The following is a 23,228-nucleotide window of genomic DNA, read 5'->3' as shown; positions in this document are numbered from 1 at the left end:
GCTTCCACGGCTGCTGTCGCGGCTGAAGCCGCTCCTACGGCAAGTTTCAGTGGATCTCGCCGACGGCAAACAGCCGCCGGTGTTCCTTCATCGCGTAGCGGTCGGTCATGCCTGCGATGTAGTCGGCGATGGCCCGCGGCTTGTCCTCGCGCGCCATCGCCTGATACTGCGGCGGCAGGATGTGGGGATCGTCCATGAAGGCGGTGAACAGCTCGCCGATGATGCGCCGCGCCTTGTTGGTCATGCGCAGCACCTGGTAATGGCGGTAGAGCTGTTCGCGCAGGAAGAGCTTCAACTCGCGCAGGCGGGGCTGGAGCGCCTCGGAGTAGGCCACCAACCGCGGCGCGGCGCGCACGTCGTCCAGCGAGGCCACACCGGCGGCGGCGATGTTGGCGCGGGTCTGCTCCAGCAGGTCGATCACCATCAGGTGGATCATGCGGCGCACGGTCTCGTTGATCAGCCGGCGCCCGGACAGCCCTGGCCAGCGCGCCTCGGCCGCGCGCCGCTGCTCGGCGAACAGCGGCACCTCGTCGAGCTGCTCGAGCGTGATCAGGCCCGAGCGCAGGCCATCGTCCACGTCGTGGTTGTTGTAGGCGATCTCGTCGGCGAGGTTGGCGAGTTGCGCTTCGAGCGAAGGCTGGGTGCCGTCGAGGAAGCGCTGGCCGATCTCGCCCAGGCGCTCGGCATTGGTGCGCGAACAGTGCTTGAGGATGCCTTCGCGCGTCTCGAACATCAGGTTCAGGCCGTCGAAGCCGGCATAGCGGTCTTCGAGCACATCGACGGTGCGCAGCGACTGCAGGTTGTGCTCGAAGCCGCCATGCGCCTTCATGCAGGCGTTCAGCGCATCCTGGCCGGCATGGCCGAAAGGCGTGTGGCCGAGATCGTGGGCCAGCGCGATCGCTTCGGCGAGATCCTCGTTGAGGCTCAGTTCGCGGGCAATGCCGCGGGTGATCTGGGCGACCTCGATGCTGTGCGTCAGGCGGGTGCGGAACAGATCGCCTTCGTGATTGACGAAGACCTGGGTCTTGTACTCCAGGCGCCGGAAGGCGGTGGAATGGACGATGCGGTCGCGGTCGCGCTGGAAGTTGCCTCGCGCCACCGGCGCCGGTTCGTCATGGACGCGGCCGCGGGAATTGCCTTCGGTGACGGCATGGGGCGCAAGCTGCAGCATCGCTTCATCCTCGCTTCGGGAAACTGCCGTACTCAGCCGCAGCAAGCCTCGATCGCCGCCGCGATGTCGGCCTGCGGGGCATCGCCGTGGATCACGCCCTTGCCGAGCGCGCGCAGCAGCACCAGCCGCAGCCTGCCGGCTTCGACCTTCTTGTCGTGCGCCATCAGTTCCAGATAACGCTCCGCACCCAGCGTTGGCCCGCGCACCGGCAGCGCCGCGCGCTCGAACAGGGCGGCGATGCGGGCAACGCCCGCCTCGTCCAGCCAGCCCAGGCGGCGCGACAGCTCGGCGGCCATCATCGTGCCGGCGGCCACCGCTTCGCCGTGCAGCCACTCGCCGTAGCCCAGCCCGGTCTCGATGGCATGGCCGAACGTGTGGCCGAGATTCAGCAGCGCGCGTTCGCCCTGCTCGGTCTCGTCGGCGGCAACCACTTCGGCCTTGTTGCGGCAGGAGACTTCGATCGCGTGGGCCAGCGCCTCGGGCTCGCGCGCCATCAGGCGTTCGAGATCGTGCTCCAGCCAGTCGAGGAAGGCGGTATCGCGGATCAGGCCGTACTTGATCACCTCGGCCAGGCCGGCGGACAGCTCGCGAACCGGCAGCGTCGCCAGCGTGTCGATGTCGGCCAGCACCAGCCTGGGCTGGTAAAAGGCGCCGACCATGTTCTTGCCCAGCGGGTGGTTGATCGCGGTCTTGCCGCCCACCGAGGAGTCGACCTGCGCCAGCAACGTGGTCGGAATCTGGATGAAAGGCATGCCGCGCTGGTAGCAGGCGGCGGCAAAGCCGCCCATGTCGCCGACGACACCGCCGCCGAGCGCGACCAGCGTGGTCGAGCGTTCGCAGCGCTCCTGCAGCAGCATGTCGAAAATGAGGTTCAGCGTCGGCCAGTCCTTGTGGGCCTCGCCGTCGGGCAGCACGACCGAGGAGACGCGCACGCCGGCCGCTTCCAGCGTGGTCCGCAGGCGGCCGAGATACAGCGGCCCGACGACGTCGTTGGTGACGATCGCGACGCGCTTCGTCTTCAGGTGCGGCAGGATCAGCTCGGCACGGTCGAGCAGGCCGCGGCCGATGTGGATGGGGTAGGCACGATCGCCCAGGGCGACGTTCAGGGTTCGCATGATGTGCTCTTCGGTTTCTGCTGGGCGAGTTTCTGCAGGCCATTCTCGATCATGCGCACCATGGTGCCGGGGTTGCCGCGGCCTCCTTCGATGATCAGGTGCGCCACCTCGCGGTAAAGCGGGTCACGCTGCCGGTACAGCTTCTCGATGCGCTGGCGCGGGTTATCGACCTGCAGCAGCGGGCGGTTGCGGTCGTGGCGGGTACGCTCGTACAGCACCGTCGGCGGTACGTCGAGATAGACCACCACGCCGCGCTCGCGCATCAGCTCGCGATTGGCCGGCGTGGTGACGACACCGCCGCCGGTGGCGATGACGATGTCCGGCTCCTGCGACAACTCGTCCATCATCTGCGTCTCGCGGCGGCGGAAGCCTTCCTCGCCCTCGATCTCGAAGATGGTCGGAATGCTCACCCCGGTACGGGCGATGATCTCGTGGTCGCAATCGGCGAAGCGGACCTTGCGCCGGCGCGCAAGCTCCTTGCCGACCGTGGTCTTGCCGGCTCCCATCATGCCGATCAGTATCAAGCAGCTCACGCGCGATTCGCCGGAAGTCGAAATGGAAAGGGTAAAAAGGCGGGCATCCACGCAGGATGCCCGCCCCGGCATTGTATCAGCAGCGCAGTGGCTTACCGCAGCGTCAGCGTGTCGGCGACGATGCGCGGCGTGATGAAGACCAGCAGTTCGCGGCTGTCGGAAACTCTCTGCCGGGTCTTGAACAGGTTTCCCAGCACCGGGATGTCGCCCAGCAAGGGTACCTGCTCGACATCGTTCGAATCGACCTCTTCATAGATGCCGCCGATCACGACCGTGCCGCCATTCTCGATCAGGACTTCGCTCTTGACCTTCTTGGTGTCGATCGACGGAATGCCGTTGGTCACCTGGCCGCGCGAATCCTTGTTCACCTCGATCGTCAATCGCATCCGGCCATCGGGCGTGATCTGCGGCGTCACTTTCAGCGACAGCACGGCCTTCTTGAACGACACGCTGGTGGCACCGGAACTGCTCGCCTCCTGATAGGGAATCTCCGTGCCCTGCTCGATCAGCGCTTCGACCTGGTTCGCGGTCAGTACGCGCGGACTGGACACCAGGCGAAGGCGGCCGTCCGACTCCTGGGCATGGAGTTCGAGGTTCAGGAATCGAGTGAATTTGTTGTTGAACAGCGTCAGGTTCAGATTGCCGAAACCGCTGGTGACGCCGCCTGGCCCGCTGCTCGCGTCGCCGCCAGGAGTCAGGAGCCGGCCGATCGAGTTGATGTTATCCCCGCTGCCCGTAGCGGGTTCGAATGTCGCCACACCATTTTCGTCGACCGTCGTTTCGCCGAACACACCCTTGCCGAAGCCGACTTTCCCCAACCGGCCAGCCGACGCAAGTCCCAGGCTGCCCAACCCCATGCGCACACCCAGGTCACGCGAGAAGGTCTTGCTGGCCTCGACGATGCGCGCTTCGATCATGACCTGGCGCGGCGCGAAATCGATCTCCTGCACCAGCCGGCGCAAGGCCTGCAGGCGGGTGCCGACGTCGGTGACGAAAAGCTTGTTGCTGCGCTCATCGACCACCACGCTGCCGCGCTTGGACAGGATGGTCTGGTCCTTGCTCTTGAGGAAATCGAAGATTTCCTTGGCCTTGTGGTAATTGATCTGGAAGCTCTCGGTGGACAACGGCTCCAGGTCGATGATCTGGGCCCTGGCCTCGAGCTGCAGCTTCTCGCGCGTCGCCAGTTCATCACCCGGCGCGATCCAGATCACGTTGCCGTTCTTGCGCATGTCCAGGCCCTTGGCCTGCAGGATGATGTCCAGCGCCTGGTCCCAGGGCACGTCCTTCAAGCGCAGCGTCAGGCTGCCCTGCACCGAATCGGAGGTGATGATGTTGAAGTCGGTGAAGTCGGCGATGACCTGCAGCACCGAACGCACGTCGATGTTCTGGAAGTTCAGCGACAGCTTCTCGCCCTGGTACTGCCCGCGCGCGCCCTGGACGAGCTTGTTGGGATCCTCGAGCACGCGCTTGACTTCGAGCACGAAGCGGTTGTCGCTCTGGTAGGCATTGTGTTCCCACAAACCATTCGGCACCACGGTCAATCTGACGTTGTCGCCCGCCTGCTGCGCGGCCATCGCCGTCACCGGCGTGCCGAAGTCCACTACGTCGGAACGGCGGCGCAGATGCTCCGGCAGCGAGGTCTTGAGGAATTCGACGACCAGGTTGCCGCCCTGCTGGCGGATGTCGATGCCTGCATCCGCGCTCGACAGGTCGACGACGACCCGCCCTTCGCCTTCGGCGCCGCGGCGGAAGTTGATGTCGCGCACCGCCATGCCGCCGCCGGCAGCGACCCGGGATTCGGCGAAGTTGCCCTGCGCCTGCTCGACGACGGAGCCGCGCGCTTCCTGCGCCTTGCCCTGGCGGATGGCGATGATGAGGTTGCGGCCGTCGATCCGCGTCTCATACGGACTGAGCTTGACCAGATTCAGCACCAGCCGCGTGCGGTCGCCGGCCTGGATGATGTTGGCGCTGCGCAGATCGCCCTGCTCGATGCTCTGCACGTTGCGCCCCAGCGCATTGCCGGTGTCGCGGAAATCGAAGGCGATGCGGGCGGGGCTGGCGACGCTGAAGCTCGGCGGCGGGCTCGCCAGCGGCTCCTTCATCGTCAGGCGCAGGTAGACCCCATCGTCGTGCTGCGCAACGTCCAGCGCTTCGATCTGGTTCGCCCGGCTCTGCGCCTGCGCCGTGTCCTGGGCCAACGCGGCAGGCATCGGCACGAGCCCCGCAAAAGCCGTGGCCAGCACCCAAACTCGAATGTGTTTCATCATCTCCCGGCCTCCTGCCGCTCCTGCAGGGTCAGCGTGCTGATCCGCTCGACCCAGTCGCCCTGCACATCCTCGACGAGTTCCTTCAGGGTCATCTCGCTCTCGCCGATGCTCGTGACCACGCCGAAATTCTGTCCCATGTAATTCCCGACCTTGACCTGATGCAGGTTCTTGCCCGCAAGCACGAGCGCGCGGTTGCTTTTGCCTTGCGACAGCACGCCGACCATGCGCAGCGACTCGAGCGGATAGGCTTCGAGCGGCTCCTTGCGGCGCTCGAGATCGGGCCGCAGCGAACTGCTCACCCGCTTCTCGACTTCCATGCGCCCCTTGGAGAAGGGGTCGTCCGCAGCACTGCCGACGTATTCGACGACGGGAAACGGCTTGATCTCCGGCAGCGCCTTGACCGAGCCGCGCATGCCCCTGGCCTGCTCGTCCATCCAGGCACGGATATCCTCCTGCTCACCGCTGCTGCACGCCCCAAGCATGGCGGCGGCACAGGCGAGGACCAATGCACGCTTCATCGTCTCCTCCCCTTGGCCGCCGCGGCCTTGGCATCCTGGCGTTGCTTGGCGATCTCGTCTTCGTCCAGATAGCGGTAGGTGATCGCTTTGGCCTCGAGCTTGAGCCGGCCGTCCTTGTCGGTGTTGATCGCGAGGTTGTTCAACGTGACGATGCGCGGCATGCGGGCGACGTCGCCGGCGAATTCGCCCAGCTCGTGATAGTTGCCGGTGACGCGGATGTCGATCGGCATCTCGGCGTAGAACTCCTTGACCACGTTGTTGCCCGGCTTGAACAGCTCGAATTGCAGTCCTCTGCCCAGCCCCGCCTGGTTGATGTCGGACAGCAGCGAATCCATTTCGGCGCGATTCGGCAGCTGCTTCAGCAGGGCACCGAACTGCCGGTCGATCTCGGCCAGCTGACGGCGGTGTTCATCGAGATTGACGGCCTGGCGCTTCTTCGCCGCCCAGCTGTCGCGCAGTTGCACTTCTTCCTGTTCGCGCTGGGCCAGGGTGTCCGCCTGTTCCTGCCAGTCGAACCACCAGAAGGCGCCGAGCACCGCCGCGAGCAGTCCGACCATGACGGTCACCCTCGGCGCCAGCGGCCACATGCCGGGGTCGTTCGGATCGAGCCCCTTGAAGTCCTGCGCCAGCCGCTTGAAATCGATCTTCCGCGCCCCCTTGAGCGTGTCGGCCGCTTTCACTTGCGCCTCCTGTTCGCCTGCGCGGCGCTGCTGGTGGCCTCGGCAGCCGGCTCTTCGAGCTTCGGCCGCTCGATTCCGATACCGAGGTTGAATTCGCTGACGCGCCGCTGATCGACCGTCGCCGCCTTGGTCTCGACCAGCGTCGGCCGCTCGAGGAACGGAGAGTCCTCGAGGTTGCGCATCAGATGCGATACGCGCGCATTGGACTGGGCATAGCCGACCAGGGTGATGCGGCTGCCCGTCTGCTTGACCGACTTCAGATACACCCCCTCGGGTATGCCCCTGGCCAGTTCGTTGAGCAGATGGACCGACTCCGCGCGCGTGCTCTGCAGATCCTCGATGACCTTCTTGCGCACCAGCAAGGCGTCGATCTGCTCCTTCAGGCGGCGAATTTCGGCGATCTGCTGGTCGAGCTTGGCGATCTCGGCCTTCAGGAAAGCGTTGCGCGACTCCTGCCGCTCGATGTAGCCGGCGTAGATCGAATGCACCAGCAGACCGATCAGCGCCCCCAGCACGATCATCGCCGCCGACAGCACGTAGAACTGCGTGCGGCGCTGCTTGCGCTTCTCTGCGCGGTGCGGCAGCAGGTTGATACGGATCATTCGTCGAACCTCCGCAGAGCCAGCCCGCAGGCGACCATCAGGCACGGCGCGTCGGCCAGCAGGTTCTTCGGCCTCACCTTGGATGAGATGGTCATGCCGGCGAAGGGATTGCCGACGATGGTCTCGACCTGGGTGCGCGCAGCGACGACGTCGGCCAGGCCCGGCATCATCGCGCAGCCGCCTGCCAGCACGAGATGGTCCACCCGGTTGTACTGGGTGGAGGTGAAGAAGAACTGCAGCGCGCGCGAGATTTCGAGCGCCAGGTTGTCGAGGAAGGGGCGCATCAGGTCCCGGCGATAGGTATCGGGCAGCGAGTCCGCACGCTTGGCCGCCTCGGCCTCATCGACGCTCATGCCATACTGCCGCGCGATGTCCTGCGTCAGTTGGTTGCCGCCGAAGGCCTGCTCCCGCACATAGACCTGCTGCCGGTTGCGGAACACGCTGACGTTCATCACGTTCGCACCGGCGTCGATGAGGCCGATCACCTTGTCCTGGCCGGCATTCGGCAACTGCCTGCCGACCAGCCCGAGCGCGGCCTCGATCGCGAAGGACTCGACGTCGATCACCGTGGCCTTCACGCCGGCGGCCTGGGCGACGGCAACGCGGTCTTCGACCTTGTCCTTGCGCGATGCGGCGACCAGCACTTCGAGCTCGCCCGGGCTGCCTGCTGCCGGGCCGATGACCTGGAAATCGAGATTGACCTCGTCGATCGCGAACGGGATGTATTGATTGGCCTCGGACTCGACCGCGACCTCCATCTCCTGCTCGCGCAAACCGGCGGGCAGGATGATCCGCTTGGTGATGACGGACGAGGCCGGCAGCGCCATGGCGACATTCTTGATGCCGGCGCCAAAGCGCCTGAACGCGCGGCGCACCGCTTCGCCGACCGCCTCGAGATTGGCGATGTTGCCATCGACGACGGCGTCGCGCGGCAAGGGCTCGATGGCGTAGCGCTCGACTTTGTAAGCTTCCTTGTCCCCCCCGGACAGCTCGACGAGCTTGACCGATGAAGATGAAATATCGAGCCCTGCCAGCTGGCTTGCCGCAGAACCGAAGAAGGGGAGTTCAATCACAAAGAAAGTCCTTACATTTCTTTATGTTACGAGCAAAACTTGATTTTTGCCCTGAAATCGTATCAATAAGTTTCAGGATGTGTAAAGCAAACTGCATCACGCTTCACACCAGGAAACCGCTGGAAACCGCCAGCCTCGGGACCATCTCGTATAATGCGCACCCCAAACGACGTTTCTTGGACTGCTGATGCGCTGGGTCCTCTATCCGATCGCGGCGCTGCTGGCGCTGGTGGTTCTCGGCCTTGCCACGCTGGCAGCGATCACGCTGTTCGCCTGGCCCAATCTTCCTTCACTGGAGTCTCTGACCGACTACCAGCCCCGCGTCCCGTTGCGAGTATATACATCGGATGGCTACCTCCTGGGCGAGTTCGGTGAGGAGCGCCGTGATGTGGTTCGCATTGCCGAGGTTCCGGCGCTGCTCAAGCATGCGATTCTGGCCGCGGAGGACGAACGCTTCTACGAGCATGCCGGTGTCGATCCGATGGGCATCGCCCGCGCGGCATTGTCCAACCTGACCACCGGCGGCCGCGGACAGGGTGCCTCGACGATCACCATGCAGGTGGCGCGGAACTTCTTCCTGACGCGCGAGAAGACCTACAACCGCAAGCTCTATGAAATCCTGCTCTCGTTCAAGATCGAGCACGAACTGAGCAAGGACCAGATCCTCGAGCTCTACATCAACCAGATCTACCTGGGCCAGCGTGCCTACGGCTTTGCCGCGGCGGCACGAACCTACTACGGCAAGACCCTGGACGAACTGACCCTGCCCGAGGCGGCGATGCTGGCCGGGCTGCCGAAAGCGCCCTCCGCCTTCAATCCCGTCGTCAACCCCGCGCGCGCCGCGCTGCGCCAGCAATACGTGCTGCGCCGCATGGTCGAGACCGGCATCATCACGCCGAGCGACTTCGAGAACGCCATCGCCGCCGCCACGCCGACCCGCAACCGGCGCGACATCACCGCCGCAGGAAAACCGCAGGAAAGCAGCATCCATGGCGACTATGTCGCCGAAATGGCCCGCCAGATCGCAGTCGAGCAGTTCGGCGACAAGGCCTACGAACTGGGTATCCGCATCTTCACCACCGTCACCCGCAAGGATCAGGAAGCCGCCTACGCCGCGCTGCGCAAGGGCGTCATGGACTACGACCGGCGCCACGGCTACCGCGGCCCGGAAGCCTTCGCCGAGCTGCCGCCGAACGATGCCGCGCCCGAACAGCTCGACGAGTTGCTGGCAGGCCGCAGCGACTACGACGACCTCCTCGCCGCGGTGGTGCTGCAGGCCTCGACCAAGCAGGTCGCGGTCTATCGCCGTGGCGAAGAGATCGAGATCAGCGGCAATGGCCTGCGCTTCGCCGCGCCGATGCTTGCAGACAAGGCGCCGCAGACGCGGCGCATCCGCCGCGGCGCCATCGTCCGCATCCGCGATACCGGCAAGGACGGCTGGGAAATCAGCCAGGTTCCCGAAGTGCAATCGGCGCTGGTGGCGATCGATCCGCGCGACGGCGCGGTACGCGCCCTGGTCGGCGGCTTCGATTTCAACCGCAGCAAGTTCAACCACGTCACCCAGGGCCAGCGCCAGCCGGGCTCCAGCTTCAAGCCCTTCATCTACTCCGCCGCGCTCGAGCGCGGCTATGGCCCGGGCCACGTCGTCGACGACGAGCCGTTGTACTTCCCCCCTGGCGTCACCGGCAGCCAGGCCTGGGAACCGAAGAACTACGATGGCAGGTACGCCGGGCCGATGACGATCCGCGACGCCCTCGCCCGTTCCAAGAACATGGTGTCGATCCGCATCCTGCAGGACATCACGCCGCGCTATGCCCAGGACTACATCGGCCGCTTCGGCTTCGACTCGGCCAAGAACCCGCCCTACCTGCCGATGGCGCTGGGCGCGGGCAGCGTCACGCCCTGGGAACTGGCCGGCGGCTACGCCGTGTTCGCCAACGGCGGCTTCCGCGTCGATCCCTACGTGGTCAAGGAAATCTACGACGGCAACGGCAAGCTGATCGCGCGCACCGATCCGCCGGTCGCGAGCGAGAGCGCACCGCGCGTGCTGGATCCGCGCAATGCCTGGCTGATGGATTCGATGCTGCAGGACGTGGTGTCGCGCGGCACTGCCGCGCGTGCCCGCAGCCTCAAGCGCAACGACCTCGCCGGCAAGACCGGTACCACCAACGACTACCTGGACGCCTGGTTCTGTGGCTACAACCCCGACCTGGTGGCCGTGTCCTGGGTCGGCTTCAGCCAGCCGCGCAATCTGGGCCGGGGCGAGACCGGCGGCGCCGCGGCGCTACCGATCTGGATCGACTACATGCGCACTGCGCTCGCAGGTACGCCGGAAATCCAGCGCCCCCGCCCCGGCGGCCTGATCCAGATCGAGGCCGGCGACGGCAGCCGCCAGGATTACCAGTACGCCGAATACGATCCGCCCGAACCGCCGCTCGCACCCGACTGGCTGCGGCAGATGTTCGCGTCGGACCACGGGCCGGCGCTGGAAGCGCCGGAAGAGGCCATCCCGCCGCCGCCCATACCGGCCGCGCAGGCCCCTGCCCCGGTCGAAGACCGCATGCCGGTGCCGATCCGGCGCTGAGCATCGCGGGCTTCAGCGCCCCCGGCTCGGCGCCCCCGGCTTCAGTACGGGCGGACCAGGGTGACGGCCTCGCCCGCCTGTTCGCTCGCCAGCACCGCCAGCATCGCCCACAGTTCGCCATCGTCGCGGGTATTGCGCCAGGCGCCCTCCACCGGGCGGAAGTGAAAGCCCCCTGACCTGGCTGCGACCCAGATCTCGCGGGCAGCCGTATGGCGGTTGATGATCATCTTGCTGCCGTTGTCGAATTCGATCTCGAGCACGCCACCGGGCTTGGGCTCGATGTCGATGTCGGCGCCACAGGCATCGAAGGCGTTCTCGATGCGCGCCAGTTCGGCCTCGGCCAGCATGTTGAATGCGGACTCTTCCATGCGGATTCCTTCTGATAGCATTCCGGTTTTTCGTGAATGATGGCGATGCGAGCCAAACTTACCGTGATCGCGCTTGCCTGCGCGCTGCTGTCGGCCTGTGGCATCAAGGGCCCGCTTCACCTGCCCGCGCCCGGCACCGGCGCTTCCGGCCAGCCCGTGCAGGGCGCCGATCATAGCAAACCCTCCCAGCCACCGGCCCCGGACGAACAGCCGGGCCAATACACGCCGATCCAATGAGCCCGACGCGATGAGCATTTCGACCCCCCCCCCCAGTCCCCTGCCGACGCCGACCCTGCACGCCCGGGACGGCATCCTCGCTCTCGAAGGGTGCTCGCTGGCGCAGATCGCCGAAAAGTTCGGTACGCCGACCTACGTCTATTCGAAAGCCGCGCTGACCGCCGCCTTCGAAGCCTGGCAGCAGGCACTGGCCGGCCACCGCTCGCTGATCTGCTACGCGGTGAAGGCCAACTCCAACCTGGGCATCCTGTCGGTGTTCGCCCGCCTCGGCGCGGGCTTCGACATCGTCTCCGGCGGCGAACTGGCGCGCGTGCTGGCCGCCGGCGGCCAGGCGAGCAAGGTGGTGTTCTCGGGCGTGGGCAAGACCCGCGACGAAATGCGCCAGGCACTGAAAGCCGGCATCCGCTGCTTCAACGTCGAATCCGCCACCGAACTCGAGCGCCTCGACGCGATCGCCGGCGAGATGGACGTGCTGGCGCCGGTGGCCTTGCGCGTCAATCCGGACGTCGATCCGAAGACCCACCCCTACATCTCCACCGGGCTCAAGGGCAACAAGTTCGGCGTCGCCTTCGCCGACGCGCAGACGCTCTACCGCCGCGCCGCGGCGCTGCCGAACCTGCGCATCTGCGGCGTCGCCTGCCACATCGGCTCGCAGCTGCTCGACCCGGCGCCGATGGCCGAAGCCGCGCAGAAAGTCGCCGACCTGGTCGATCGCCTCGCCAGCGACGGCATCACGCTCGACCACATCGACCTCGGCGGCGGCCTCGGCATCCGCTATCGCGACGAAGCGCCGCCGGTGGTGGCCGACTACCTGGCGCCGCTGCTGAAGGTGTTCGAAGGCCGCAGCGAGGAACTGTGCTTCGAGCCCGGCCGCTCGCTGGTCGGCAACGCCGGCCTGCTGCTGACCCGCGTCGAATACCTGAAGCCCGGCGAGACGAAGAACTTCGCCATCGTCGACGCCGCCATGAACGACCTCGCCCGCCCGGCGCTGTACGACGCCTGGCACGAGGTGGTCGAAGTCGCGGCGCCCTGCGCCGATTCGCAGATCTACGACATCGTCGGCCCGATCTGCGAAAGCGGCGATTTCCTGGCCCGCGAACGCCGGCTCGCCGTGGCCGAAGGCGACCTCCTCGCCATCCTGTCGGCCGGCGCCTACGGCATGACGATGAGTTCCAACTACAACACCCGGCCGCGTGCCGCCGAAGTCATCGTCGATGGCGGGCAGGCGCATCTGGTGCGCGCGCGCGAAACCGTCGCCGCGCTGTTCGCAGACGAGAAGCCGCTAGCCTGAAAGACCAAGTGATCGGACGAGCCACGTAGGAGCGGCTTCAGCCGCGAACAGGGTCTGATTGTTGCCCACGCGCTGTTTTCGCGGCTGAAGCCGCTCCTACCGGGACGGTGTTCCCAGTGATTCGGCCGTCCCCTCGCCAAGGCCTTCGGACTCCTGATAGAGTGCCCGACCGAAGGCCTTCCAGGCCCTGCCACCGCTGGTATGCACACCGATCTGCGCGCTCTGGCGCATGGTGTCGAGCATCAGATCGGCCAGGGCAAACAGTTCGCCCGTGAGCTTGTCCTGGCGGACCGGGCTGCGCAGGAGCTTCATCACGCCCCCCGGTTCGGCGCTCAGCGCCTGGCGGGCCAGTTCCCGCATCCGGGTCTGGTCGTCCCAGTCCAGCCCCAGCGCCAGGCCGCGCTTGTAGATTTCGCGCTCGAGCTCGTCGGCCGTGCGCGCATAATGTCCGAATCCACTCATTCTCGATACTCAGCAATCAAGCCGGAGCACATGCTCCCGGCACCTGTACCCATGAAATCCCACAGGCGTATCCTGTTTTCATCGCAGTCTCCATCAGCCCCATTCTATCGTCACGCAGCAGCACGCCTCCGCCCTTTCCGGCGCCCACCGTGCTGCAGTGCACTATTCCAGCGATTCTGCCACTATCTGAGCCTGCTTTGCGGCGCGCTGATCCTGTTCGCACCACCCGTCTTCGCCGCCGACAGGCTTCCACCGTCGGTGAAACTGGCGCTCGAACGCGCCCGGATCGCCGAGGATGCGGTATCGGTCTGGGTACAGCCGGTAGACGCGGCACGACCCGGCATGACCTTCAATGCCGGCAAAGCGATGAATCCGGCCTCGGTGATGAAGCTCGTCACCGCTTTTGCCGCACTCGACCGGCTCGGCCCCGCCTGGACCTGGACGACCCGGCTCGCCAGCAACGCCACCGTCGCCGGGGGCATGCTGGACGGCGACCTGTACGTCGTCGGCAGCGGCGACCCGGTGCTGGACCAGGAGAGGATCACAAAACTGCTGCGGCGCCTGCGCGGACTCGGCATCGACCGGATCGGCGGCGACATCGTGCTCGACGCCTCCGTGCTGAAACTGCCGCCGCACGACCCGGACGCCTTCGACGGCCGCGGCCTGCGCCCCTACAACAGCGGCCCGCACGGCCTGCTGATGCACTACAACACCCTGCAGCTCGCGCTCTTCCCCGGCAACGGCAACAATGAATCGGTGACCGTGGTCGCCGAACCGCCGCTGGCCGGTGTCATCATCGACAACCGTCTGCAGACTTCCACCAGCAACTGCGACGTCTGGTACCGCGATCTCGAAGCGCGGATCGAGCCCGGCCGCCGCCTCGTGCTCAGCGGCAGCCTGCCGGCAGCCTGCGGTCCGCGCACCTGGAGCGCGGCACCGCTGCCGCCGGCCGAATACGGCGCCGCGCTGGTCGCCACGCTGTGGTCGGAAGCCGGCGGCCGGCTCGACGGCCAGGTACGCGACGGCATCGCCCCGCCCGGCGTGCGCACCCTGCTGAGCCACGAATCGCCACCGCTCGCCGACATCGTGCGCGACATGAACAAATGGTCGAGCAACGTCATCGCCCGCCAGTTGCTGGCCGATCTCGGCGCCTTCCTCGCCGGCCCGGCCAGCGATGCGCCGGACATGGTCGCCGCGGGCGCCCGCGCCACGATCGCGCAGCTCGCTGCGGCCGGCCTCGACGTCGATGGTCTGGTGATCGAAAACGGCTCGGGCCTGTCGCGCATCGAGCGCATCCGCGCCGACACCCTGGGCAGGCTGCTGCTGCTCGCGTGGCAGCGGCCGTGGATGCCGGAATTCATCTCGGCGCTGCCTGTCGCCGGCCTCGACGGCACGGCGCGCAACCGCCTGCGCAACAGCCCTGCCGGCGGCCAGGCCCACATCAAGACCGGTACGCTGAACGGCGTGCGCGCGATCGCCGGCTACCTGCTCGACCGCCACGGCCGGCGCCATGCGCTGGTGATGATGGTGAACCACCCCGAAGCGGCCGCCAGCGCCGCAGCACAGGACGCGCTGCTGGAGTGGGTCTGGGCCGGCCAGCCCTGAAGGGACCGGCCGGCATCCCGATGTCAGCCCTGCGGCGGCATCGGCAGCGGCGCGCGCTGGGTCAGTACCCACCAGCCGCGCACGATGCGGTAGAGAATCCACAGCCCGGCAAGCAGCATCAGCACGAATGCGAACGGCAGCCCGATGACGGTCACGGCCATCAGCCCGGCGATCACCACCCACAGCACCGCGAACCAGAAAGTGCGGATCTGCCAGCGGAAATGGCTTTCGAGCCAGGTGCCGCGCACCGTCGTCTGGTTCCAGTAGTTCAGGATCACCGCCGCGATCGACGGCAGGCTGGCGATGAAGCCGAAGATGATCATCGTCGAGCCGACGACGGCGGAAAACACCGCGAAGGCATGCAGCGCATAGACCAGGTGCGTGACGGTGACCATGTTCTCGGACGGCTGGCCGATCGCCAGCGGGGCGGGAACGGGATTGCTCATCGATTCTCCTCGGTTGCGGCTGCCGCGCGGGATTGGCGGCATCCGTGACGGCGACTTCGACTCCCCCGGCGCCGCAGCGTTCGGCACTGGAGCAAGATCAAACGTAAGCGGGTGTTCCACCGCGGCGCGGTATCACGCTGCAGTGTTGGCCGTCACAGGCCGAGCTCGCCCCACATCGCATCGACCTTCGCCTTGACTTCGGCGTCCATGACGATCGGCGTGCCCCACTCGCGGCTGGTCTCGCCCGGCCACTTGTTGGTCGCATCCAGCCCCATCTTGCTGCCCAGGCCCGCCACCGGGCTGGCGAAGTCGAGGTAGTCGATCGGCGTGTTGTCGACCAGCGTGGTGTCGCGGGTCGCATCCACGCGCGTGGTCATGGCCCAGATCACTTCCTTCCAGTCGCGGATGCGCACGTCGTCGTCCACCACGATGATGAACTTGGTGTACATGAACTGGCGCAGGAAGCTCCAGATGCCGAACATCACCCGCTTGGCGTGGCCGGGGTACTGCTTGCGGATGCTGACTACCGCCAGGCGGTAGGAGCAGCCTTCCGGCGGCAGGTAGAAATCGACGATCTCGGGGAACTGCTTCTGCAGCAGCGGCACGAAGACCTCGTTCAGCGCCAGGCCCAGCATCGCCGGCTCGTCGGGCGGCTTGCCGGTGTAGGTGCTGTGGTAGATCGGATCGCGCCGCATGCTGATGCGCTCGATCGTGAACACCGGGAATTCGGAGACTTCGTTGTAGTAGCCGGTGTGGTCGCCATAAGGGCCTTCCGGCGCCATGTCGCCGGGATGGATCACGCCTTCGAGCACGATCTCGGCCGATGCCGGCACCTGGAGATCGTTGCCGAGGCAGTTCACCAGTTCGGTCTTGGCACCGCGCAGCAGGCCGGCGAACTGGTATTCGGAGATCGTGTCCGGCACCGGCGTCACCGCACCGAGGATGGTCGCCGGATCGCAGCCCAGCACCACCGATACCGGGAATGGTTCGCCCGGATGCGCGCGCTGGTGCTCGAGGAAATCCAGCGCTCCACCACGGTGGGCCAGCCAACGCATGATCACGCGGTTGCGGCCGATCACCTGCTGGCGGTAGATGCCCAGGTTCTGGCGCTTCTTGTGCGGCCCGCGCGTCACCACAAGGCCCCAGGTGATCAGCGGCGCAGCGTCGCCCGGCCAGCAGTGCTGGATCGGCAGCTTCGCCAGGTCGACACCGTTTTCCCCTGCGCCCTCCCACACCACCTGCTGGCAGGGCGCGGAGCGCACCTCCTTCGGCGCCATGTTGAGCACCTGCTTCAGCACCGGCAGCTTGTCCCAGGCGTCCTTCAGGCCCTTGGGCGGCTCCGGCTCCTTCAGGTAGGCGAGCAGCTTGCCGACTTCGCGCAGCGGCGTGCTCCAGTCGCCGTCGGCGACATCTTCACCCATGCCCATCGCCACCCGCTGCGGCGTGCCGAACAGGTTGGCGAGCACCGGAATGGCCTGCGGCACGCCGCGCGTCACCGGCTTCTCGAACAGCAGCGCCGGGCCGCCGGCGCGCAGCACGCGGTCGGCGATCTCGGTCATCTCCAGATGGGTGTCGACCGGCAGCGTGATGCGCTTGAGTTCGCCGCGGGCTTCGAGCTGGCGGATGAAGTCGCGCAGGTCGTCGTATTTCATGCGGTTGCCCCAGGATCAGCGCTGCGCGTTGATCGCGTCGCGGGTATCGAGCGCCACCTGGCGCGCGGCGGCGGCAAAATCCTCGCCCTTGCCGGCGTACAGGATCGCGCGCGAGGAATTGATCATCAGCCCGCTGCCGTCCGCCGTGCGCCCCGCCGCCATGGTCGCGGCGATGTCGCCGCCCTGGGCGCCGATGCCGGGCACCAACAGCGGCATGTCGCCGGTCAGTTCGCGCACGCGGGCGATCTCGGCAGGAAAAGTGGCCCCCACTACCAGGCCGCAGTTGCCGCTGGCATTCCAGTCCTGCGCCACCAGCCGGGCGACGTGCTCGTACAGTTTCATGCCGCCGACGTCGAGGAACTGCAGGTCGGAGCCGCCCGGGTTGGAGGTGCGGCACAGCAGGATCACGCCCTTGTCCGGGTAAGCGAGATAGGGATCGACCGAGTCGCGGCCCATGTAGGGATTGACCGTGATCGCGTCGGCCTTGAAGCGCTCGAAGGCTTCGACGGCGTATTGCTCGGCGGTGCTGCCGATATCGCCGCGCTTGGCATCGAGCACCACCGGCGTGCCCGGATGGCGGGCATGGATGTGCTCGATCAGCGCTTCGAGCTGGTCCTCGGCGCGGCGCGCGGCGAAGTAGGCGATCTGCGGCTTGAAGCAGCACACCAGGTCGGCGGTGGCATCGACGATCTGCCTGCAGAACTCGAAGATCGCGCCCGGACGGCCTTGCAGATGGGCGGGAAAGCGGGCCGGATCGGGATCGAGGCCGACGCACAGCAGGCTGTTGCGCTGCTGCCAGGCGGCTTTCAGGGCGGTCATGAAATGCATGTCGGCATCCAGAGGGAAACAGGTTCAGGGGTGTAAAGACCGGCGGTGTTCAGACGCGGCGCAGCAGGTCGTCGATCAACAGGCCGGCGAACACCGCCGCACCCAGCCAGTTGTTGTGCCGGAAAGCCTTGAAGCAGCCGGCGCGGTCGCGATCACGGATCAAGGTGTAGTGATAGCCGGCAATCGCCGCCGCCACCAGCAGGCCGGCGAACCAAGCTGGCCCTCGCCCGGCGGCGACACCCACGGCGGCGAGCAGGCCGAGCGTGGCCGCATAGCACAGCATCACCGCGGCGACGTCGAAGCGGCCGAAGGTGATGGCCGAAGACTTGATGCCGATCTTGAGGTCGTCGGGCCGATCGACCATCGCGTACTCGGTGTCGTAGGCGATCGCCCAGAAGACGTTGGCGAGCAGCATCACCCAGGCGATGGCCGGCACTTCGCCCAGGATGGCGGCAAAGCCCATCGGGATGCCGAAGCCGAAGGCGATGCCGAGATAGCCCTGCGGAATGGCGAGGAAGCGCTTGGTGAAGGGATAGCTTGTGGCCAGGAACAGCGCCGGCAGCGACAACCAGAGAACCAGCGAATTCAGCGGCAGGATCAGCAGGAAGGAGAGCAGCGACAGGCCGCCTGCCAGCAGCAAGGCTTCGCGGGTGCCGACCATGCCGGTCGCCAGCGGACGATTGCGGGTGCGCTCGACGTGGCCGTCGAAGTCGCGGTCGGCGTAGTCGTTGATGACGCAGCCGGCCGAACGCATCAGGAAAGTGCCGACGACGAAGATCGCCAGGATGTGCAGCGGCGGCCAGCCCTCGGCGGCGAACCACAGCGCCCACAGCGTCGGCCACAGCAGCAGCAGCGTGCCGATCGGCTTGTCGATCCGCATCAGGCGGGCGTAATGGGGAAGCTTGTCGCTGAAACGCATGGTCTCGGTCATCGGGGCAGCTCGAAAATCGCAGGCAGGAAGAACTCGCTCACCATCAGCGCGCAACCATGGCGCAGGAACAGCGAGCGGCGTCCCCACAGCTCGCGCTCCATCGCCACCGGCGGCTGCCGCGCCGACAGCACGGCACGGGCCCGATGATAACGCGCATCGCGCGCATCGAGCCGGGCGCAGGCCAGCGGCGCACGTTCGATCGCCGGGTCGGCGAACAGCGCGGCGCCGAGCGGACGCGCGCCGAAGCCGTGGAAGAGGTTCCACGCCCCCCGCACGTTGCGGCGCGGCAGCAGCGAGCGCGCGAACACCACCGGCACGCCGTCGGCAATCAGCAGAACCTCCCTCACCCACACCCGCTCACCTGCACGCAGGCCGAGCAGCACGGCTTCGTCCCTCACGCCCTGCCCCAGCCCCTGGTACAGTACCTCGACGCCGAAACGCCCACAGCGCCGGCGGATGCGCGCGGTGAGCGACGAAGGATCGGTGAGCCAGGGAATCAGGGCTGGCGGAACCGTGGCGCGCGGCGGCGCCGATGACCAGGTTTCGCGATGGGGACAGGGAAGCATGGAATCTCTTGCGGGAACAGCCGGCATTCTAATCCGCCTTGCCCGCGAACACCGGTTCCTTGCCTGGATCACGTCCCCACGTCGGCGTCGTAGAGGCGGACCGTGTTCTTGCCGGCCTTCTTTGCGCAGTACAGCGCCCGGTCGGCGCATTCCAGCAGCCGGCCCGCTTCCAGCCCATGCTCCGGCCCGCACGCGACGCCGACACTCAGCGATGGCCCTGCGCCCGACGAGCTCTTCCGGTGCATAGCCCAGCAGTTCCTGGATCGCGGGCGATACGTACAGGCGGACGCCATCGAGGTCGCCCCGTATGATCGTGTCGGTCGACGCCTCCGCCAGCAATCCTGCCTCGATGCCGCTTGTGGACACGCGCATGCTGGCGCTGCCCTCGGGGCGATGCGCCGGATCATCGATCATCATTCTTGTGATTTCTCTCTGCCGTCCGGCAGCTTTGCGCTGCGAAAGCTCTTCAGATTGGGCTCCCGCGATTCTACGAAGAATCGGTGAAGCCCGCATCCGCGCTCTGGCAGACATTCCCCGGCAGGTCACACCCGCCCTGAATCAACCTAAAAACCGCAGTTATCCGGTCCCTGCCAGCGCCGTTCGAGGCAGCGGCGGGCCACTGCCCGGTGCAATGCGCTCGCTGACGTAGCGCAGCAAGGCAGCCTGAGCTGAACATCCCCGGCGAGATCAAGCACAGAGAAGATCGGCTGGCGGCGATCACAGCGGCCAAGCTGAGCAATAACGGCGCCGACAGTGACCGCCTGCCGGTGCTGCTGGCGGCGTTGAAGGCCAACCTGTAGTTGATGCCGGTGTTGTCTGGTTTTTTGTCGTGAATCCATGTACGCGACAATTTCATGTCGCGTAAAATGGTTTCGCGACAAAATTTTGTCGCGATCATTCGAGAAGCCAGGAGCCTCACGCGTGCCACACGCCACCACCAAGCAACAAGAACTGGACAGGCTTGCCGAGCTGATCGGCACCGAGCCTGGAGGTGTGGGCATCGATGCCATTGCTCAGAAGCTTGGCGATGCCTATCAGCGCCGCACCCTGCAACGGCGTCTGGCTCTGCTCGTGGCGCAAAAACGCATTGCCATGCTCGGGGAAGGGCGCGCCACCCGCTATCGCCGCTTGCCGGAATCTGGCACAGGTACAGACATCCCTGTCACTGCGCAGACGCCGTTGCAAGCCCCAACCCAGGACTATGTGCCCATCTCTGCGGAAGGAGCGGACATCCGTGCCTATGTATCCCAGCCACGTCACCTACGCCCCCCTGTTGGCTATCGCCTGGAGTTTCTGGAGCAATACCACCCCAAGCACACGGCCTACCTTCCGCCTGATTTGCGCGCGCAACTGCACATGCTGGGGCGCTCGCCAGCGGAGCAAACGCCGGCAGGCACTTTCGCCAAGGACATCCTCAACCGGCTGCTGATCGACCTGTCCTGGGCCTCGTCGCATCTGGAAGGCAACACCTACAGTCGTTTGGACACCGAGCGGCTGATCGAGTACGGCCAAGCCGCCGAAGGCAAGGACGCGCTGGAGACGCAGATGATCCTGAACCACAAGCAGGCCATCGAGTATCTGGTGCTCGACCCCGAACATGCCCGCGTCGAAACCAGCACGCTCATCGCACTGCACGCGTTCCTGTCGGACGGCCTGATGGCAGACCCGGCGGCCGTTGGCCGGCTCCGCCGCCGCGCCGTGGAGATTGGCGGCAGCGTGTACCTGCCCATGGCCTTGCCCCAGCGGCTCGAAGAACTGTTCGGCATCGTGGTGCAGATGGCCGCAGAGATCGCCGACCCCTTCGAGCAGGCTTTCTTTCTGATGGTGCACCTGCCCTACCTTCAGCCGTTCGAGGATGTGAACAAACGCGTATCGCGACTGGCGGCCAATATCCCATTCATCCGCCACAACCTCTGCCCACTGTCCTTCATCGATGTACCGCAGCAAGCCTATGTGGACGCCATGCTGGGGGTGTACGAACTGAACCGCGTCGAACTGCTGCGTGACGTGTTCGTGTGGGCCTACGAGCGATCTTGCCAACAATACGTGGCCGTGAAGCACAACCTGGTGCCACCAGACATCTTTCGGCTCCGCCACCGGCAGGCATTGGCCCTGGTGATCGCCACCATTGTGCGGAGAGGTGAAGCAGCGACGGAATATGTCGTGAAAAGCAAGATTCCGTCTACGGTTCCGCTGTCCGAGCATAACCATTTCGTCCAGTTGGTGCTGGCCGAGTTCGATGCATTGCATGTGGGCAATGCTGTGCGGTTTGGTATCCGTCCATTGGAATTCTCTGCTTGGCAGAATCATGGCCGAAGCGGTGCATAGCGTCGCGAGTGGATATGTTGACGCAACCAACAAGGGGCAGCATCAATGGGCACCTCGAATAACCCGAGGCTCATGAGTACTTGAACGTGGTGTAAATGGCAGCAACAATAAGCGCAAAAAATAACAAGCCGACAAGCGCCCGAAGAATGCGAACCCAACGATGTTTCTTTGCGGTTTTTTCAGTTTCGACATCAACTGCGGCAGCGACGGCAAGCTCAACGAGGTCATCGATCATTTGAATGGCTTAACGCAGAGCTCACCGGGCGCGAGCGTAGCTGCGCTCCGGTGCAGCGTTTTGTTGGACCAAAACTTTACTCATCAAGCAAATGCCCAAATCTATTCGACAAAAAATACGGCAGGAACGACAGAGGTATCAACCACCAAAGAGCTTTCCAATAAGCGATCGCCCAACATATCCAAGCAAAAATAATTGTCGCAGTTTGTAGTAAGCGTGCGCGTGAAAATGTCTTATTTCTCATGGCGCAATCCTTACACCGCCGACTCCCCAGCGTACGTACACAAGATAGGGAACAATTCGGACCGTGCCCGCCGGTGTGCTGAGATGTATTGGAATCGTTGCTTGAGCTTTTATAAAGCCGTTGAGAGGCAAGCCTTTGCGAGCCATGTACACGCCTGGACCGAAAATCCCGCTCATACCAAAGCGACTTGAACGAATCATCCCCGACTGTGCAATTCCTCTTGCACCGCTTGCTGTAGTGAAATGCATCAAGTTTTTCGGCAGTGCGACAAAGCCGTAACCAGCCGTAGCCAAAGTGACGGCAGTTGTCGGTGCGACTTCGGGCGTCCACAATGCCGCAAACACCCCCGGAACGTTTGCTAACGGCGCCAACGGGTGTTTCGAGTTAACCGCAATGTCGGCCCAATACTGCGCAGCCTGATCGCCTGCATGAGTCGTTGCCCGGTAAAGATTGCCGAGACGAGACAGCAGCGTATCTATTGCACCTTTGTCCGTAACGGCTACGGACTGCGAACACCCGTGCGGATAGCATGAAAGCGATTGATTCTCCATAGATATGTAACTCCTCTTGATATTGCCCAACGTCTGAATTCACCGGCCTTGCGCGGCTGCATGCGCAAGGTCCGGTGGAATTGTTAGACATCATTGGCGCTGACCAAGCAGGCTAGTGACTTCCCGCTTGATGAGTGCAATGAGATCTGTCAATTGATCTCCACGCAGAGCCAAGCGATCTTCACAATTTCCAAGGTAGGCCTGTCGAGCTTCAGATAGTGCGGATTGATGCTCATTTGGCAAACGCTCAATCACCCAGTCAGCGGCGACGTCCTTTGGTGCAATCTTACCGGTTGCTGCGCTGTACCAGACGCGAGCTAAGGTAAGCACTACATTCCTTTCATCCCCAGCCCAATCCAAGGGTGTCTTCCATAGCGTCAGAGTGTCGGCCAGCGCCCTGAAAAGGTCGCTTTCTGGCACCGGGTCGAAGAATTTCGCTGCGGGTAGACCTGCCAAGGCAATGCTGTGCTGTCTTGCTTGGGTTAGAAGAAAGGTCAGATCAGCGTCAATAACAGCGGGCTCAACGATGCCAGCAAGAATGTCTTCTCGCAGCCATTCTCCGAATTGCAGCTCCCGCCTAGCTGGATAACGCCATGGCACGATGTTGTTGCGCACGACAATGGTCACTTCCAAGGCACGGAGATCCTTGCTTTGACCGGGTGGTGCCGAAATTTTGAGCAGGTCGAGCATCAAAGCTTGCCGTGCGGATTCATCAGGCGTTGTCGCCACTGTGACCAGCAAATCAATGTCGCTATATGGCTTCAGGCCGCCGTCCAACGCAGAGCCGTACAGGTGCACGGCCAACAGCGTTGATGTCAGGTGACCTTCGATAACATCCAGCGCCTGCGATAGCTGCTCTGATATTTCAGCGGGCACGGAGTCAGTCATGATGTCTAACGCTTGAATTAAGCCGCGCCGCGAAGCGGCGTCGGCTTGAATGA

Annotated in this window: 25 protein-coding genes and 1 pseudogene; 5 read left to right on the top strand and 21 right to left on the bottom strand. The window is 65.0% G+C overall.

Annotated features, from left to right (window positions below; translation table 11 throughout):
• Nucleotides 1–46: 46 nt before the first annotated feature.
• The 8 genes from TBU01S_RS19050 to TBU01S_RS19015 form a co-directional block, all read right to left on the bottom strand.
• On the bottom strand, nucleotides 47–1,171 hold the full coding sequence (locus TBU01S_RS19050; RefSeq protein WP_068639044.1) for a deoxyguanosinetriphosphate triphosphohydrolase: 1,125 nt from the start codon (nucleotides 1,169–1,171) through the stop codon (nucleotides 47–49).
• Between the two features lie 32 nt (nucleotides 1,172–1,203).
• Nucleotides 1,204–2,286 carry a 3-dehydroquinate synthase gene (aroB, locus tag TBU01S_RS19045; RefSeq protein ID WP_068639042.1) on the bottom strand — a complete coding sequence of 361 codons (1,083 nt, stop codon included), beginning with the start codon at nucleotides 2,284–2,286 and terminating at the stop codon, nucleotides 1,204–1,206.
• On the bottom strand, nucleotides 2,274–2,819 hold the full coding sequence (locus tag TBU01S_RS19040) for a shikimate kinase (protein ID WP_068639061.1): 546 nt from the start codon (nucleotides 2,817–2,819) through the stop codon (nucleotides 2,274–2,276). Before TBU01S_RS19040 ends, aroB begins: the two co-directional genes overlap by 13 nt.
• Before the next feature lie 92 nt (nucleotides 2,820–2,911).
• Nucleotides 2,912–5,086, bottom strand: coding sequence for a type IV pilus secretin PilQ (locus tag TBU01S_RS19035; RefSeq protein WP_439654561.1), 2,175 nt, complete (start codon nucleotides 5,084–5,086; stop codon nucleotides 2,912–2,914).
• Nucleotides 5,083–5,604: a pilus assembly protein PilP gene (locus TBU01S_RS19030; RefSeq protein WP_068639040.1), complete on the bottom strand. Its 522-nt coding sequence runs from the start codon at nucleotides 5,602–5,604 to the stop codon at nucleotides 5,083–5,085. The genes TBU01S_RS19035 and TBU01S_RS19030 overlap by 4 nt, the downstream gene beginning before the upstream one ends.
• A complete protein-coding gene (locus TBU01S_RS19025; RefSeq protein WP_068639038.1) occupies nucleotides 5,601–6,284 on the bottom strand; it encodes a type IV pilus inner membrane component PilO in 684 nt (227 codons plus the stop codon). Before TBU01S_RS19025 ends, TBU01S_RS19030 begins: the two co-directional genes overlap by 4 nt.
• On the bottom strand, nucleotides 6,281–6,886 hold the full coding sequence (locus TBU01S_RS19020; protein ID WP_068639036.1) for a PilN domain-containing protein: 606 nt from the start codon (nucleotides 6,884–6,886) through the stop codon (nucleotides 6,281–6,283). Before TBU01S_RS19020 ends, TBU01S_RS19025 begins: the two co-directional genes overlap by 4 nt.
• Entirely contained in the window at nucleotides 6,883–7,959 is a 1,077-nt protein-coding gene (locus TBU01S_RS19015; protein ID WP_068639034.1) for a pilus assembly protein PilM, read from the bottom strand. Before TBU01S_RS19015 ends, TBU01S_RS19020 begins: the two co-directional genes overlap by 4 nt.
• A gap of 187 nt (nucleotides 7,960–8,146) precedes the next feature.
• Here TBU01S_RS19015 and TBU01S_RS19010 point away from each other — a divergent pair, with 187 nt between their 5' ends.
• Nucleotides 8,147–10,543 carry a penicillin-binding protein 1A gene (locus TBU01S_RS19010; RefSeq protein ID WP_068639032.1) on the top strand — a complete coding sequence of 799 codons (2,397 nt, stop codon included), beginning with the start codon at nucleotides 8,147–8,149 and terminating at the stop codon, nucleotides 10,541–10,543.
• A 41-nt stretch (nucleotides 10,544–10,584) separates the two neighbouring features.
• Here the strand turns inward: TBU01S_RS19010 and cyaY are convergent, their stop codons facing one another.
• On the bottom strand, nucleotides 10,585–10,911 hold the full coding sequence (gene cyaY, locus TBU01S_RS19005) for an iron donor protein CyaY (RefSeq protein ID WP_068639031.1): 327 nt from the start codon (nucleotides 10,909–10,911) through the stop codon (nucleotides 10,585–10,587).
• Nucleotides 10,912–10,947: 36 nt separating this feature from the next.
• Here cyaY and lptM point away from each other — a divergent pair, with 36 nt between their 5' ends.
• Together lptM and lysA are read left to right on the top strand one after the other, a co-directional pair.
• Nucleotides 10,948–11,148: an LPS translocon maturation chaperone LptM gene (lptM, locus tag TBU01S_RS19000; protein ID WP_068639029.1), complete on the top strand. Its 201-nt coding sequence runs from the start codon at nucleotides 10,948–10,950 to the stop codon at nucleotides 11,146–11,148.
• A gap of 10 nt (nucleotides 11,149–11,158) precedes the next feature.
• On the top strand, nucleotides 11,159–12,439 hold the full coding sequence (gene lysA, locus TBU01S_RS18995) for a diaminopimelate decarboxylase (RefSeq protein WP_068639027.1): 1,281 nt from the start codon (nucleotides 11,159–11,161) through the stop codon (nucleotides 12,437–12,439).
• Between the two features lie 96 nt (nucleotides 12,440–12,535).
• Here lysA and TBU01S_RS18990 read toward each other — a convergent pair whose 3' ends face one another.
• A complete protein-coding gene (locus TBU01S_RS18990) occupies nucleotides 12,536–12,901 on the bottom strand; it encodes a hypothetical protein (RefSeq protein ID WP_068639025.1) in 366 nt (121 codons plus the stop codon).
• A gap of 258 nt (nucleotides 12,902–13,159) precedes the next feature.
• Here TBU01S_RS18990 and dacB point away from each other — a divergent pair, with 258 nt between their 5' ends.
• Nucleotides 13,160–14,506 (top strand): D-alanyl-D-alanine carboxypeptidase/D-alanyl-D-alanine endopeptidase, encoded by a 1,347-nt coding sequence (dacB, locus tag TBU01S_RS18985; protein ID WP_369404220.1) that lies wholly within the window; start codon nucleotides 13,160–13,162, stop codon nucleotides 14,504–14,506.
• Nucleotides 14,507–14,529: 23 nt separating this feature from the next.
• On the opposite strand, the gene TBU01S_RS18980 is transcribed toward dacB, so the two are convergent.
• The 8 genes and pseudogenes from TBU01S_RS18980 to TBU01S_RS24340 all read right to left on the bottom strand — a co-directional run bounded on the left by TBU01S_RS18980 (nucleotide 14,530) and on the right by TBU01S_RS24340 (nucleotide 19,827).
• The gene (locus TBU01S_RS18980; RefSeq protein WP_068639023.1) at nucleotides 14,530–14,952 is read right to left on the bottom strand and encodes a DUF4870 family protein; all 423 of its coding nucleotides are present in this window, start codon (nucleotides 14,950–14,952) and stop codon (nucleotides 14,530–14,532) included.
• 152 nt (nucleotides 14,953–15,104) lie between these two features.
• Complete coding sequence (gene ubiD, locus TBU01S_RS18975) at nucleotides 15,105–16,604, bottom strand: 4-hydroxy-3-polyprenylbenzoate decarboxylase (RefSeq protein ID WP_068639021.1); 1,500 nt, start codon at nucleotides 16,602–16,604, stop codon at nucleotides 15,105–15,107.
• A 15-nt stretch (nucleotides 16,605–16,619) separates the two neighbouring features.
• Nucleotides 16,620–17,432: an orotidine-5'-phosphate decarboxylase gene (pyrF, locus tag TBU01S_RS18970; RefSeq protein WP_068639020.1), complete on the bottom strand. Its 813-nt coding sequence runs from the start codon at nucleotides 17,430–17,432 to the stop codon at nucleotides 16,620–16,622.
• Between the two features lie 49 nt (nucleotides 17,433–17,481).
• Entirely contained in the window at nucleotides 17,482–18,363 is an 882-nt protein-coding gene (gene ubiA, locus TBU01S_RS18965) for a 4-hydroxybenzoate octaprenyltransferase (protein WP_068639019.1), read from the bottom strand.
• Nucleotides 18,360–18,929, bottom strand: coding sequence for a chorismate--pyruvate lyase family protein (locus tag TBU01S_RS24880; RefSeq protein WP_068639018.1), 570 nt, complete (start codon nucleotides 18,927–18,929; stop codon nucleotides 18,360–18,362). The genes ubiA and TBU01S_RS24880 overlap by 4 nt, the downstream gene beginning before the upstream one ends.
• A gap of 68 nt (nucleotides 18,930–18,997) precedes the next feature.
• On the bottom strand, nucleotides 18,998–19,174 hold the full coding sequence (locus TBU01S_RS24875; RefSeq protein ID WP_245650982.1) for a diguanylate cyclase domain-containing protein: 177 nt from the start codon (nucleotides 19,172–19,174) through the stop codon (nucleotides 18,998–19,000).
• Between the two features lie 28 nt (nucleotides 19,175–19,202).
• A pseudogene (locus TBU01S_RS25165) lies at nucleotides 19,203–19,301 on the bottom strand (hypothetical protein); the annotation flags it as partial.
• Nucleotides 19,302–19,416: 115 nt separating this feature from the next.
• Nucleotides 19,417–19,827 (bottom strand): hypothetical protein, encoded by a 411-nt coding sequence (locus TBU01S_RS24340; protein WP_169802985.1) that lies wholly within the window; start codon nucleotides 19,825–19,827, stop codon nucleotides 19,417–19,419.
• A gap of 23 nt (nucleotides 19,828–19,850) precedes the next feature.
• On the opposite strand from TBU01S_RS24340, the gene TBU01S_RS18955 reads away from it, so the two are divergent.
• Nucleotides 19,851–21,257 carry a Fic family protein gene (locus TBU01S_RS18955; RefSeq protein ID WP_245650981.1) on the top strand — a complete coding sequence of 469 codons (1,407 nt, stop codon included), beginning with the start codon at nucleotides 19,851–19,853 and terminating at the stop codon, nucleotides 21,255–21,257.
• Nucleotides 21,258–21,327: 70 nt separating this feature from the next.
• Here TBU01S_RS18955 and TBU01S_RS24065 read toward each other — a convergent pair whose 3' ends face one another.
• The 3 genes from TBU01S_RS24065 to TBU01S_RS18950 all read right to left on the bottom strand — a co-directional run bounded on the left by TBU01S_RS24065 (nucleotide 21,328) and on the right by TBU01S_RS18950 (nucleotide 23,175).
• Nucleotides 21,328–21,492 carry a hypothetical protein gene (locus TBU01S_RS24065; protein WP_157659208.1) on the bottom strand — a complete coding sequence of 55 codons (165 nt, stop codon included), beginning with the start codon at nucleotides 21,490–21,492 and terminating at the stop codon, nucleotides 21,328–21,330.
• A 240-nt stretch (nucleotides 21,493–21,732) separates the two neighbouring features.
• Nucleotides 21,733–22,287, bottom strand: a complete 555-nt coding sequence (locus TBU01S_RS23275) for a hypothetical protein (RefSeq protein WP_217999665.1) — start codon at nucleotides 22,285–22,287, stop codon at nucleotides 21,733–21,735.
• A 90-nt stretch (nucleotides 22,288–22,377) separates the two neighbouring features.
• Complete coding sequence (locus TBU01S_RS18950) at nucleotides 22,378–23,175, bottom strand: AadA family aminoglycoside 3''-O-nucleotidyltransferase (RefSeq protein WP_068639052.1); 798 nt, start codon at nucleotides 23,173–23,175, stop codon at nucleotides 22,378–22,380.
• Between the last annotated feature and the right edge of the window lie 53 nt (nucleotides 23,176–23,228).

It is taken from the genome of Thauera butanivorans NBRC 103042 (genome assembly GCF_001591165.1).
Lineage (GTDB): Bacteria > Pseudomonadota > Gammaproteobacteria > Burkholderiales > Rhodocyclaceae > Thauera > Thauera butanivorans.
The sequence above is the reverse complement of the archived record's forward strand: the minus strand, read 5'-3'. Positions and strand labels throughout refer to the sequence as shown.

Bases quoted from the DNA above. Each gene is read 5' to 3' on its own strand.
- TBU01S_RS24065 (WP_157659208.1), bottom strand. From the start codon at position 21,492: ATGATCGATGACCTCGTTGAGCTTGCCGTCGCTGCCGCAGTTGATGTC.
- TBU01S_RS19020 (WP_068639036.1), bottom strand. From the start codon at position 6,886: ATGATCCGTATCAACCTGCTGCCGCACCGCGCAGAGAAGCGCAAGCAG.
- TBU01S_RS18980 (WP_068639023.1), bottom strand. From the start codon at position 14,952: ATGAGCAATCCCGTTCCCGCCCCGCTGGCGATCGGCCAGCCGTCCGAG.
- TBU01S_RS24340 (WP_169802985.1), bottom strand. From the start codon at position 19,827: ATGATCGCGACAAAATTTTGTCGCGAAACCATTTTACGCGACATGAAA.
- TBU01S_RS19050 (WP_068639044.1), bottom strand. From the start codon at position 1,171: ATGCTGCAGCTTGCGCCCCATGCCGTCACCGAAGGCAATTCCCGCGGC.
- lysA (WP_068639027.1), top strand. From the start codon at position 11,159: ATGAGCATTTCGACCCCCCCCCCCAGTCCCCTGCCGACGCCGACCCTG.
- TBU01S_RS24880 (WP_068639018.1), bottom strand. From the start codon at position 18,929: ATGCTTCCCTGTCCCCATCGCGAAACCTGGTCATCGGCGCCGCCGCGC.
- ubiA (WP_068639019.1), bottom strand. From the start codon at position 18,363: ATGACCGAGACCATGCGTTTCAGCGACAAGCTTCCCCATTACGCCCGC.
- TBU01S_RS18950 (WP_068639052.1), bottom strand. From the start codon at position 23,175: ATGACTGACTCCGTGCCCGCTGAAATATCAGAGCAGCTATCGCAGGCG.
- ubiD (WP_068639021.1), bottom strand. From the start codon at position 16,604: ATGAAATACGACGACCTGCGCGACTTCATCCGCCAGCTCGAAGCCCGC.
- TBU01S_RS23275 (WP_217999665.1), bottom strand. From the start codon at position 22,287: ATGGAGAATCAATCGCTTTCATGCTATCCGCACGGGTGTTCGCAGTCC.
- aroB (WP_068639042.1), bottom strand. From the start codon at position 2,286: ATGCGAACCCTGAACGTCGCCCTGGGCGATCGTGCCTACCCCATCCAC.
- TBU01S_RS18990 (WP_068639025.1), bottom strand. From the start codon at position 12,901: ATGAGTGGATTCGGACATTATGCGCGCACGGCCGACGAGCTCGAGCGC.
- lptM (WP_068639029.1), top strand. From the start codon at position 10,948: ATGATGGCGATGCGAGCCAAACTTACCGTGATCGCGCTTGCCTGCGCG.
- TBU01S_RS19010 (WP_068639032.1), top strand. From the start codon at position 8,147: ATGCGCTGGGTCCTCTATCCGATCGCGGCGCTGCTGGCGCTGGTGGTT.
- TBU01S_RS19035 (WP_439654561.1), bottom strand. From the start codon at position 5,086: ATGATGAAACACATTCGAGTTTGGGTGCTGGCCACGGCTTTTGCGGGG.
- TBU01S_RS24875 (WP_245650982.1), bottom strand. From the start codon at position 19,174: ATGCACCGGAAGAGCTCGTCGGGCGCAGGGCCATCGCTGAGTGTCGGC.
- cyaY (WP_068639031.1), bottom strand. From the start codon at position 10,911: ATGGAAGAGTCCGCATTCAACATGCTGGCCGAGGCCGAACTGGCGCGC.
- TBU01S_RS19030 (WP_068639040.1), bottom strand. From the start codon at position 5,604: ATGAAGCGTGCATTGGTCCTCGCCTGTGCCGCCGCCATGCTTGGGGCG.
- pyrF (WP_068639020.1), bottom strand. From the start codon at position 17,432: ATGCATTTCATGACCGCCCTGAAAGCCGCCTGGCAGCAGCGCAACAGC.